Raw genomic sequence first — 12547 nt, forward strand, 5'->3', positions numbered from 1 at the left:
AATGATTTCAATCTATATATGCGAAGATCAGCATCATCAACTTGAGCAGATTAGCCAGGTTATTGAGAATCACATCCTTATAGAAAACCTCGATATGAGCATCGTATTAAAAGCAAAATCACCTGTAGAGTTACTAAATGAGATTGAGGGGAACAAAACCAGTAACATTTACTTTCTGGATGTCGATCTTCAAAGTAGCATGAATGGGATAGAACTAGCTGAGGCCATTCGTAAAAATGATCCAAGGGGCTTTATCATATTTGTTACGACGCATTCTGAAATGAGTCACTTAACGTTTAAATATAAAGTGGAAGCACTAGATTTCATTATAAAAGGCGATCTTACAACCATGAAGAAGCAAATTATCAGTTGCTTAGACAACGTCACACAAAAATTAGCTCTGGCATCACCAGAGCTACAAAAGCGCTTTAATTTGAGAACCAAGGATAAGACCGTCAACGTTGCATACGATGATATTTATTTCTTCGAAACCGCATATGCCGCTCATAAGATCGTCATGCACTGTAAGTCTCAAATCATTGAGTTCAACGGCAATTTAAGTGATATAGAGGATCAATTAGACAATTACTTTGTAAGATGTCATCGATCATTTATCGTTAATTTGACATATGTGAATCAAATCGATCACACAAAGAAAACGCTACATCTTGAAAATGGTCAAACGTGTATCGCATCTACGAAAGGATTAAAGCTGTTAAAGCAAAGACTTAGTGAGATTTTTCCTGACCGCTAGGTGCGGTTAAAACGCGCTTATAGCTCAGATCAATTCCTATTGCACCCATAGGCGCAGTAATCATAATTGCAAGGACTGCAACGGTTAAAATCAGATGTCCAGATGCCACACCAGCAGAAAGTGGAATTGCACCGATAGCGGCTTGAACGGTGGCTTTTGGTAAATAAGCCACTGAGCAGAAAAGACGCTCTTTTTTAGAGAGTGACGTTTTAAGCAAGCTTAGGTTAACACCAACAACTCTGAATACAAGTGCAACTAAGATCAGTACGACCGCTAAAATACCAGCGCTCTTCAAATAACGAATATCCACCGCAGCACCGACTAAGACGAAAAGTAGGATTTCAGCCCCAACCCAGATTTTAGAGAATTTTCCCTTTAATCTTTTGGCAAGTACTTCATAGCGTTTCAGTAACGTAGCACCAAGCGCCATGACTGCAATCAGTCCAGACACTGGTACATAAGGTTTTAAAAACGCTTCAAGCGACACAAATAAAAATGAAACACTGAGTAGAATCAAGACTTTAATGGTATCTCTAATATGGAGCTTCTTAAATACAGCAACCATAATGAGACCGCTGACGATTCCTAAAAGGATGCCAAGAAGTATAGAAACTGGTACCGTTACAAGCGTCATTGGGCTAAAACGATCTCCGCCGTACATACCTAAAAATGCAGTAAACAGAACAATTACATAAATATCATCAACCGATGCCCCAGCCATAATCAGCTGAGGTATTTTTTTATCTTTACCATAGCCGGATTCCATAAGATGCAGCATCCTTGGCACGATAACGGCTGGTGAAACTGCAGCAATAACAGTTCCCATAATAGCAGCTTCTATTAAAGAAATATTGAAAAATTTAGGGGCGAGCCATACGAATGCAAGAATTTCGATGGTGGCAGGTACGAAACACATGAGGATTGCAGGTCGACCAACTTTCTTTAAATCTTCGAGATCAATTGCTAGCCCTGCACGTGTTAAGATGATAATCAATGCAATTTGTCTCAGCTCAGAAGAAATATTGAGAATATCGTCCGATATCCAGTTGAGAACAAATGGACCAAGTAGGATGCCCGTTAAGATCATCCCCATAAGTCCGGGTAATTTTAAACGGTTAAAAATACCACTAAGTGAGAAGCCGAGAATTAGAATTAAAGATAAACTTAATAACATAATGCCTCCAATTGTTTATTTTTAAGTGAACGTCACAAGAAATCAGATTTTTAGATGTACCTATTGGCTAAAAAAAAGCTGATGGTCCTGTGAAATTAAATCACAGAAGTCATCAGCGTACACGCGGTTTAAGTCCTAAAGACTAGGGGAGAACCTCATTCCCAACATTGGTAGGATACCACAACAATCACCACTTGACAAGTTTTTGAAATGCGATTATATTAAATTTAATATAAAGTATAGGCGATGAAAAGACCAGTAAGTTTGATTAAGTCATTAGAGAGTGGAATCCACCGGCTGAAAGATTCCTTGATCCATGATCAAACTGAACCTACCTTTGAGCTTGCGAAAACGCACGGCACGGACCGATATCTCCGACGTAAGTGAACAGGATTTCCTGTTAATTAGAGTGGTACCGCGACCCTTCGTCTCTATCTGAGATGAAGGGTCTTTTTGTTTAGTCACAAGCACACTTGTGTCATAATCGGAGAACTATCTGAGGACTGGATGTCTGAGGATTTTATTAAAAGGAGGCTATATGAGCAACAAACAAGAAAAGGATTTTGTAAAAGATATTACAAAAATGGAAGATGACTTTGCACAGTGGTATACAGATGTCATTAAGAAAACCGATTTGGTAGATTATTCACCTGTAAAAGGGTTTATGGTCATTAAGCCGTATGGCTATGCGCTTTGGGAAGGCATTCAAAGCTTTTTGGACAAACGTTTTAAAGAAACGGGGCATCAAAATGTTTATTTTCCACTTTTGATTCCAGAGAGCTTACTTAATAAAGAAAAAGAGCATGTGGAAGGCTTTGCACCAGAAGTGGCTTGGGTAACACATGGTGGCAGTGAAGAGTTAGCAGAAAGACTCTGTGTACGACCAACTTCTGAGACGATTATCTGCTCTATGTATTCAAAATGGTTAACCACATATAGAGAATTGCCTTATCTCTATAACCAATGGTGTTCGGTTGTAAGATGGGAAAAGGCAACGCGTCCTTTTTTAAGAACTTCAGAATTCTTATGGCAAGAAGGACACACAATTCATGAAACCGCTGAAGAAGCACAAGAAGAAACACTAAGAATGTTGAACATCTACATCGAAATGGCCGAAGAACTATTAGCGATTCCAATGGTAGCGGGTCGTAAGTCAGATCGTGAAAAGTTTGCAGGGGCTGAAGCAACCTATACGATAGAGGCGTTGATGCATGATGGTAAAGCGTTACAATCAGGAACCTCTCACAACTTGGCACAACACTTTACCAAAGCGTTTGATATCACTTTCCAAGGCAGAACAGGTGAACTAGAATACCCACACCATACTTCTTGGGGCTGTTCAACGCGCCTAATCGGCGGTGTCATCATGGTTCATGGTGATAACCGAGGACTTGTATTACCACCTAGATTGGCACCAATTCAAGTCGTGATCGTACCAATCGCACAAAAGAAGGAAGGCGTTTTAGAGCATGTCAATGCGCTCTACGATGAACTTAAAGCAGCTGGAATCAGAGTTAAATTAGACGACAGCACAGAAAATTCACCAGGTTGGAAATTTAACGAATACGAAATGAAAGGTGTCCCACTTCGATTAGAGGTTGGACCACGCGATATAGAGAATGGTGTCATGATGGCAGCAAGACGAGATACCTTAGAGAAAGTAACACTTGAGAGAGCGGATGCGGCTCAGACGGTGAAAGCACTTCTTGATACCATCCACTATGATATGCTTGAAAAGGCGAGAGTGAGTCGAGACGAAAAGACTTACGTCGTAAAATCATATGAGGAATTTAAGACGAAAATGGTAGAAACGCCTGGATTTGCTAAAGCGATGTGGTGTGGTGAAGAAGCCTGTGAAGCGGAAGTGAAAGCAGAAACCGGTGTTACCATTAGATGTATCCCATTTGAACAAGAAAACTTAGGTGATACGTGCCCATTCTGTGGCAAACCAGCTAAACAAATGGTTTATATGGCAAAGGCATACTAAAGTAATCTTAAGAAACGAAAAGGTAGCAGATCCTAATTCATATTTAGGAAATGCTACCTTTATTTGTTCATAGAAAAACCATATAACTAAAGTAATGTTTTAAATTTATCTAGAGGCTAAAGTTTAAATTTTGAAACACTTTCATGTAATGCGTTTGAGCCATGGTGGATCACAGCAGCTTGTTTTGATACTGCACTCGACTGCTCAGAGACAAGACTTGTTTTTTCTGCGATGGTCATTGTCCCTTCAGAAGATTGAGATGTTGCATTTGTGATTTCATGTATGGCTTTTGAAATCGTTTCCATTGATGCAAGTAATTGTTCTGCTGTTGCACTCAGTTCACTGGATATATCGCTGAAAACTTTTGCATCCGACTGATATTCTGAGCTGGTATTTACGAGCAAGTCATAATCGCCAATTACCTTTGACTCTACAAAACCAACGATATTTTCAGCGTTATTGACTAGCCCTTTAACGATATCCGTAATTTGATCAGCAACTGCTTGAATTTCTGTTACTGAAGCTTTTGATTGTTCTGCTAGCTTTCTGATTTCATCAGCGACAACTGCGAAGCCTCTACCAGCTTCACCTGCTCTAGCTGCCTCAATAGCGGCATTTAAAGCCAATAGGTTAGTTTGCTCTGATATTTGTAGGATTGTATTGGAAAGAACATTAATCTTATCCATTTCCTTTGAGCGTTCTAGCGACTCTTTAAGGTGTCCTTTTGACTGCTCATAGGTTGATATTGCAACTTTCTTTGATTCTAATGCAACATCGAGAAGTGATTTTGCTTTTGTACTAATTTGTAACGAGGAGTTTGCACCTTCTTGCGCCTTATCAGACACAAGATGCACCGCATTCTCAATTTCTTTAGTTGTTGCATTGATTTCTTCACTGCTTGCCGCTGACTCTTCCATACTTGCTGAAAGCTCTTCTGTAGCTGCTGACACATCTTGAATATTATCATTGAGTTGTAATAGATAATCGTTAACAATGGCAACAGATTCGTTCATGTTATCTGATTCAGTGATAACTTGTCCCATGATAGTATGAAGGTTATCTAAGAATGCATTTACAGATTGCGTCATTTTTCCAAGCTCATCACCTGATGAAACGATGAATCTCTGTGTTAAATCGCCACCACTGGTTGCAAGCTTTGATAGATCTTGATTGAGCTTTTTAACAGGCTTTAATATCATACCTGAGATAATAAGCCCAAAAAGTAAAGATAATACAATAGAGCCTACTAAAACGCCGCCAGTAACGAGATTAATCTGATTACTTAATGAAATGGCGTCGGTTACTGAAATGGTTGAATTTGCCTTGTTAAGCTCAACAAGCTCACCTAAGGCTTTATTTAACATACCATATGATCTTGCATTGGTTTTAAGAGATTGTGTCACCATATTGTTGTAATTGATTTGAGAGACTTTATTACGATAAGTAGATTCAAATGATAAATAGGTTTTGTGATCATATGCCCATTTTTCATAAAGTGGTTTTACATCTGTCCAAAGAGCAGCCTCTTCCACTGTGATAGAAAGGGACTCATAATTGGTCATATATGTACCAATTAATGAAAGTTCTTCTTCCATTTTTGCAAGATAATCGTCTCTCATCTCCTTGCTGAGTTCTGGTACGAGAAGTGCATTTTCATATCCAGCAACTAAAGCAACAGATTCGCTAATACTTAATAATGCATCGACGCTCGGTAAGTTGACTAACCCAATTTCGTCAACCTCAGATTTTAATTGTCGCGTTCCTATTATGCCTACAGCGCCGACAATTACAGTTAATAGCGTGACTAAAATAAATCCACCAAGGATCTTTTTTCTTAGTCCTAAATTTTTCAGCATGTCTCACCCCTAAAATTAATAAATGGCTAAAACGCACATTTAAATGAGCTTTTTAGCCATATTAGCATAGCATATTAAAGCAAAAATTTTAACGGTTTCTATAGAAATAGCCAAAATTTTTGCAAGTTTTTTGTGCAACTTATGTCATTTTTGTATACGGTTTCTTTAATGAGCGCGTTAAAGGGAAAAATTGTGAATCGTCTTTTAATAAATGATCCATAATAACTTCATTTAGAATAAACCTTAAAAGGTGCTCAAGGTTAATCTTTTTATTCAGATATGCATTTTTGAATCGATTTGTTTCAGCTAAAAGTAACTGATGTTCTCTTTTGTGATTGTCTAGATCAGGATACTTAATTCGATTGAGTATGTCCTCTTCATCACTAAAGTGAAACTCAAGTTCATCTAGTAAGTGCTTTACAGAGTCATGCAGTTTGACGGAATTATTAATTTGATCAGTGTGATCGAGTAACTGGTTGATTTTTACTAACAGCTGGAAGTGTTGCTCATCTATCTTTTCATTGCCTGATTCAAATGATTTGAGCCATTCCACTTTAGGTAGATCTCTAAAATGGCTCGGAGTGAGCTCAGCAACGGTTACTCTATTTCTACCTGAATTTTTTGATACATAAAGTGCTTGGTCGGTTCTCATATACCAATCATTAAAGGATTCATAAGGCATCTTTTGAGAAACACCAATGCTGATGGTCAGTTGAATATCAAGTGGAAACTCAAATCTTGAAACTTCTAGTCTTAGTTTTTCACCCATTAAATAGACAGTGTCCAAATTGATATTAGAAAGAAAAACTGCAAATTCCTCACCACCCCATCTTAATACTGTTGCATGGCTCTCAGACATAAAATCACTCAAAATTCTAGAGAGATTAATTAGAATCTCATCCCCTAGAGGATGCCCATACGTATCGTTAATCCGTTTAAAATGATCAATATCGATAATCATCATTGAGCTAACTTGATCATCTGAGGCGGACTCTAAAATTTTTTTTCGAGTATATAGGTTAAAGTAGTGGCGGTTGTATAGTCCAGTCAACGGGTCTGTATTTGCGCGATTAAGCAGTGTCTCACCGACAACCTTTTCATCGCGTACCTTTATCAATATACCCATCGTGAAAATAATTGCCTCTAGTGGTGCCGCTACGAAGAGAATAGCTTTCGTCCACAAATTACTTTCAAATATACCTGACGCTGTCAATCCATGTATAATCCCAGTAGATATGATAATCATGGTACCAATATAATAATAAATTGAAAGATTTTGATCTTTGAAATACAAGTAATTTACCAAAAACAATAAAAACGTATATGACGAAATCATAGATATTCTAATCAATACTTGTGCAATGTTTGTGTGAAGCACGGGAATAATGAGTAGAATCATGGCTAACGCGATTATGTTTGCTTTTAAAGCGATTGCAAGTTTTTTATGATTTCTAGTCAGTTTCGTATAGGATAGAGCAAAGAGATACGAACTGATAATTGTTGCAACTTGTAGATAGTGAACCGGTAGAGCGTTGTATTTACCTGAAACAAAGGAATACATATCAGAATAAAAATAAAGTGATGCAGTTATGAATACGAGATAAATCGCATGAAAAACATATGGTGTTTCTTTTGTGAAATAATACAGTGCTAGATTAACAAAAGAGAGTGCAATCGTAAATCCAAAACATAGGATTAAAAATTGTGTCCATTGGTTTTGGGATAATGTAAATACATTATAATAACTTAACACTGGATGTAAAACAGATTGTGGGTTCTCTAAAGTTAAATAGAGATAATGATCGAAGCTATAAGCCCTAGGTATAATCAGATAGGGATTGATAAAGTCCTTCTGAATTCCAAGTGATTCTGAGTTATCGTCACTGTAGTATTGTAAACCAGAAGGCGTCATGATTGGCATTAATACCTGTGTAAAGCGTAACTGATATGAATCAAAATAGAGCACCAAACGATCCTTAATTGATAGCATATCCGAATCAAGCTTAAATCGTACGGTTAAGTATTGATTCAATCGATTTTCTGTAAATTGATCGGACATTTTACTCCAATTAGGCTCATTTAATAAACTTCTAACGTCATAATTGGAAGTATCTGAATAGAGATACTCAACATCGTTATTAAGCATTTTTTCATTTTTATTAGATTTTAAGAGATCTATATTACCACTTTTTACAACTAGAATACTGACGATGAGTAAAAGTTGAATCGTAATAAGACCAATAGCAATATGCTTGTTAATTAGTTTCCTTTTCATAACTACCTCAAATAAAAAAGTGCCTTACATATGTAAGGCACTTTAGTTAGCAAAGTACGTATACTGAACCTATAAAATTGACAATTTCTCTTCGCCAGAGCATGACAAAGAGCTTAATTTACATTAACATATTCAAAAATTATTGTCAACTGCCGATAATATTAGTAAATATGTATACAAAGGAAAGAATGGATGCAGAAAAATAATATAGAACACTTGAAAATACTCTATTTAGAAGATGACCTATTGATTAGAAAAGTTGTATTAGATACATTAGGCGAACACATTCATCATCTACTGATTGGAAACGACGGTAATGAAGGCTTGGCACTATATGCCTTGAATCGACCTGATCTTATAATTACCGATTTAAAAATGCCCGTCCTTAATGGGTTGGAGTTTATAAAAAAAATAAGGGCACAAGATCCAGAGATTCCTATTATTGTGACATCGGGATTAACGGATGTGAATACCCTGATTCAAAGCATTGAACTTAGAGTGGACAAATATATACTAAAACCTTTCTCACCAGATGAAATTCTCAGTGCTGTCTACATGTTTAACTCAAGAGTGATGAATACGAAGCTCATTCGTTCAAATTTTGATTTAACCTGCATGCCCAAAGACTTTATAGATAATTTTCTTTCCACCGTCAGAAATTTTATCAGTTCGTATATTAAAGAAGTGACTGGTAGGGGGGCTTCAAAGATTGTGATTGCTTTGAAAAACAATAAAATTGAAGTTGTTTTACATGAAAGCTTCTCTGCGCTTGAACTAACGCTTGCTAACAAGGTCTATGATGCACCGTTTATCAATGCTTTAAAGAAAAAAATGTATGAGCAATTGGCAACAGAGCTTAATAAAAGATTGAGTTATGTAAGTGGTACATCTATTGAATTAGAATCTGTATCAGTATCGATAGATGACCTAAAAGAGAAGTTAATCTTTTCACTTGGAGTTTTCAAAGGCTGATATAATGCCACCACCTATAAGCACATCTTCCTTGTAACATACCATTGCTTGCCCCTTTGAAGGTGCACGGACGGGCAAATCAAAAATAACTTTTGCACCAGAATCGTTAAGGTATAGCTTACCGTGGTACTTTTCTGACCATTGGCTCAAAACTGCAGTAATTGAATAGCCTTGAGCATCCTTTAATAACTGTGTTTTTAAACTTGGTGAAATGAGATTAAATTCGGAACAATAAACTTCGTTATATAATAAATCATTTTCACTGCCAAGAACAACTTGGTTGATTTCAGGATGAATGGCTGTAACCACATATCTACCGTTTAAATACTGACCGTCTCGACCCATGCCGAGACGTCTTTTTTGTCCTAAGGTATAATGCCCATAGCCATTATGTGTGCCCAGTACTTCACCATTTTTGTTAACAAAGTCTCCTTCTACACTGCTTGAGCTGTCAAGTTCTTCAAGAAAACGTCGGTGATCCTTGTGATCGATAAAGCAAATTCCTAAACTGTCCTTTTTTTGGGACAGAGTAACATTTAGCTTGGAAAAATGAGATCTGACCTCATCCTTGCTGTTGGCTAATCCCAATGGAAAGATAAGTTTCGAAAGTATGGTTTGATCTAAATGATATAGATTATAAGACTGGTCCTTTTTCTCAAAGTCTGCCTTTTTCAGAATATACTCTCCGGAAACTGTATCAAACTCACATTTTACATAATGTCCAGTTGCAAAGAAGTCAGCACCAAGCTGGATACAATCGTTAATTAATTGGCCGTACTTAAAATGTTTATTACAATATAGGCAAGGGTTTGGCGTTTTTCCGTGTTCATAGGCCTTTATGAAAGGGAGAATGACTTTTTCATTAAAGGCACTTCTATAATCCAAAACATGATGAGGGATTCCGATAGCATCAGCAACTTTTTTTGCAGCTTCTATCTCATGCTGCTGATGATTAAAAAGCCACATTGTGACGCCAAATACCTGATAACCTTGTTCTTTTAACATAAGTGCGGTGGTACCGCTATCGATACCACCGCTAAGTCCTACTGCTACTATAGACATTATTCTTCCCTTTCATCTCCTATGAAGGCAACCGCAATCATATTGGGGCCAACATGAGATGCAATCGTCATACTGAGTTCGCTAATCATTAACGGTACCTCAGGATTGATTTCTTTTATTGCATCTGCAAGTGCAATTGCATCTTCCTCACAATTTCCATGACCGACGATAACCGCTGCAGAAGAAGATTTTTGATAATGGGTTTCAAATTTTGAAGCCAACTGAGCAATGGATTTTTTTCTGCCTCTCACATTACCAAAGGGTTTTATTCTACCGCCATTTTTTAAATAGTTAAGATCATCTACACCGAACCAGTGCTGAGTTTTCAGTTTAATTGATTCAGCCCACAGGGCGATTTCGTTTGCGTTTCTACCTTGATTAGCAAGCTTTAACGCATCAACGATGATAGCGCCTTGACCAATCGATGCCGAAAGTGTATCAACAATTTGAATCACAGCATCGGGATAATCTTCAAGAACTGCTTGTTTGGCCAACATTGCGGAATTGTATGTACCACTCATACCAGAGGTAAAACCAAGATAGATGGTCTCTTTTCCCTCTTTAACACAATCTCTAAATGCACACTCAAAACGATATGAGTTAATTTGCGATGTCGTTGGCATAATGCCTTGTCTTAATAAATCATAAAAGTCTTTATGCTTATATGTTTTACCTAAATCATCGATGACTTCTCTATTTTGGATTTGAATTGGCATACCAAGGACGTGCAATAGATCCGAATGACTTTCCACGAAGCTCAGTGGAAGGTCACAACACGAATCTGTTATGATTTTAATATTCATATTGAAGCCTCCAATTTTGTGTTAGACGTACGCCGTTTAATTGGACTGTCGTTTGTGTTTAATCATAAAAGTCACATAAGATGTTAATGCGATTAATTTGAATCCAACAGCAAGAATAACGAGATATTGTAACGATTTGGATTCAGGCATTAAAAGCAATAATACAATTGCCAGACTGAATACAACCGTCGCTAATTTCCCAAACAAGTTTGATGGAATAATCATTTTTTCCTTGCGCATATAGAGATAAATTCCAGCGCAAATCATAAAAAGTTCTTTCATTAGCATGATTGCCAAGACCCAAAGTGGTATAATATGGTCAAGGTAGAGCGAAGATAGTGCTGCGAGTAACATCAACTTGTCTGCTAGTGGATCAAATACAGTTCCAAAAGGTGAAATAACTTGGTACTTTCGAGCTAAATATCCATCTAGAAAATCTGTAAAACCGGCAAATATAAAAATTATAAGTGCTATTGTGTGTGCAGATTCCAATGCGGAAAAGTACACCATAAGAAAAACCGGTACGAGACAGAGACGGATGGCAGTTAAAAGATTGGGTATGTTTTTCAACCTGTAACACTCCTTTCGCGAAAGGCCCAAAAATTAAACGTATACACTTAAATTATAAACTATTCCGTGTCAAAAAGCGAAAAAAAGTATCATATGTTTTAAATATAGAAAATACTGGTATAAATAAGAACGACTATCATTACAAGAGGAGGCATTATGAAAAAAGTACTACTATTATTAATTGTAGCAATTTTCGTGTTATCAGGTTGCCAAAGCCAATCTACAGAAGATCCTTTAAAGGTAGGCATGGAACTAAAATACCCACCTTTTGAGACAAAGGATGCAAACGGCAATCCAGATGGTGCGTCAGTTATGCTTGCAAACAAACTTGGAGAGTATTTAGGCAGAGAAATTGAGATTGTAGAAACCGATTATGGCAGTTTAATACCTGCTCTTGAACAAGGTAAAATTGATTTGATTATTTCTTCAATGACAATTACACCAGCAAGAGAAGAAGTGGTAGATTTTTCTGAGCCATATACCAACAGTCAGCTAATGATGCTCGTCTACAAGGACTCTAAAGTGCAATCAGCATCAGACTTGAATGATCCAGATGTTATTATTGCTTCTAAAACAGGAACTATTGGTGCTTTATGGGCTGCACAAAATGCACCTAATGCACAAATTCGCAATATTGATGAAGAAGCTTCTGCAGTTTTAGAAGTTGCTCAAGGTAAAGCAGATGTATTTATTTATGATCCACTTTCAATTATTAGACACCATGAAAACTATCCAGATACCACACGCGCTATTTTGGAGCCACTTCCGAATACAAAAGGTTGGGGAATTGCGATGCGTAAGGGAGAAGATGAGTTAAAAGAAAAGATTAACGCTTTTATTGAAAAGGCAAAAACCGATGGCACATATGATAAAATCAGAGAAACCTACCTTCAAGATAAGATCAAAGAATTTGAAGATTATGGTCTAGAGTTTTTCTTCTAGAATATCTCTTTAATCTGACATACGCTTGGATGCTTTTAAATCAAGGCATTTGAATTATATCGTGCGTAATATTAAAAATTAGAAAGTCCTCTCTTGCAAAAGGGAGTGACTTTTTTGTTAAGCAGCAAGGAACTTGATGCAAAATCTGAGGA

The 12547-nt window shown here is 37.0% G+C and carries 10 protein-coding genes, 1 riboswitch and 1 other annotated feature; of the genes, 4 read left to right on the top strand and 6 right to left on the bottom strand.

The features are described from left to right. The first annotated feature begins 1 nt into the window (after position 1). Positions 2-754 carry a LytR/AlgR family response regulator transcription factor gene (locus tag AC4PID_RS09680; protein WP_492131804.1) on the top strand — a complete coding sequence of 251 codons (753 nt, stop codon included), beginning with the start codon at positions 2-4 and terminating at the stop codon, positions 752-754. Here the strand turns inward: AC4PID_RS09680 and AC4PID_RS09685 are convergent. Further along, positions 729-1928, bottom strand: coding sequence for a cation:proton antiporter (locus AC4PID_RS09685; RefSeq protein WP_492131805.1), 1200 nt, complete (start codon positions 1926-1928; stop codon positions 729-731). The genes AC4PID_RS09680 and AC4PID_RS09685 overlap by 26 nt on opposite strands. 96 nt (positions 1929-2024) lie before the next feature. Continuing rightward, a riboswitch (Fluoride riboswitch) is annotated at positions 2025-2100 on the bottom strand. A 65-nt stretch (positions 2101-2165) separates the two neighbouring features. Next, positions 2166-2364 (top strand) — a binding site (T-box leader). A 102-nt stretch (positions 2365-2466) separates the two neighbouring features. Here AC4PID_RS09685 and proS point away from each other — a divergent pair. Continuing rightward, on the top strand, positions 2467-3915 hold the full coding sequence (proS, locus tag AC4PID_RS09690; protein ID WP_492131806.1) for a proline--tRNA ligase: 1449 nt from the start codon (positions 2467-2469) through the stop codon (positions 3913-3915). Positions 3916-4031: 116 nt separating this feature from the next. Here the strand turns inward: proS and AC4PID_RS09695 are convergent, their stop codons facing one another. Both AC4PID_RS09695 and AC4PID_RS09700 read right to left on the bottom strand, forming a co-directional pair. Then, a complete protein-coding gene (locus AC4PID_RS09695; RefSeq protein ID WP_492131807.1) occupies positions 4032-5771 on the bottom strand; it encodes a methyl-accepting chemotaxis protein in 1740 nt (579 codons plus the stop codon). Positions 5772-5910: 139 nt separating this feature from the next. Continuing rightward, entirely contained in the window at positions 5911-8046 is a 2136-nt protein-coding gene (locus tag AC4PID_RS09700; protein WP_492131808.1) for a diguanylate cyclase domain-containing protein, read from the bottom strand. A 192-nt stretch (positions 8047-8238) separates the two neighbouring features. Between AC4PID_RS09700 and AC4PID_RS09705 the strand changes: the two genes are divergently transcribed. Beyond that, on the top strand, positions 8239-9018 hold the full coding sequence (locus AC4PID_RS09705; protein ID WP_492131809.1) for a response regulator transcription factor: 780 nt from the start codon (positions 8239-8241) through the stop codon (positions 9016-9018). Here AC4PID_RS09705 and mnmA read toward each other — a convergent pair. Genes mnmA through pgsA form a run of 3 tightly spaced genes read right to left on the bottom strand, consistent with a single transcriptional unit; the run spans position 8995 to position 11453 of the window. Then, positions 8995-10080 (bottom strand): tRNA 2-thiouridine(34) synthase MnmA, encoded by a 1086-nt coding sequence (mnmA, locus tag AC4PID_RS09710; RefSeq protein WP_492131810.1) that lies wholly within the window; start codon positions 10078-10080, stop codon positions 8995-8997. The genes AC4PID_RS09705 and mnmA overlap by 24 nt on opposite strands. After that, complete coding sequence (locus AC4PID_RS09715) at positions 10080-10883, bottom strand: DegV family protein (RefSeq protein WP_492131811.1); 804 nt, start codon at positions 10881-10883, stop codon at positions 10080-10082. Before AC4PID_RS09715 ends, mnmA begins: the two co-directional genes overlap by 1 nt. Before the next feature lie 36 nt (positions 10884-10919). Next, positions 10920-11453: a CDP-diacylglycerol--glycerol-3-phosphate 3-phosphatidyltransferase gene (gene pgsA / locus AC4PID_RS09720; protein WP_492131812.1), complete on the bottom strand. Its 534-nt coding sequence runs from the start codon at positions 11451-11453 to the stop codon at positions 10920-10922. Positions 11454-11609: 156 nt separating this feature from the next. Between pgsA and AC4PID_RS09725 the strand changes: the two genes are divergently transcribed. Next, on the top strand, positions 11610-12395 hold the full coding sequence (locus AC4PID_RS09725) for a transporter substrate-binding domain-containing protein (protein WP_492131813.1): 786 nt from the start codon (positions 11610-11612) through the stop codon (positions 12393-12395). The last annotated feature ends 152 nt before the right edge of the window (positions 12396-12547 follow it).

This window comes from Fusibacter sp. QWL-12 (assembly GCF_058683495.1).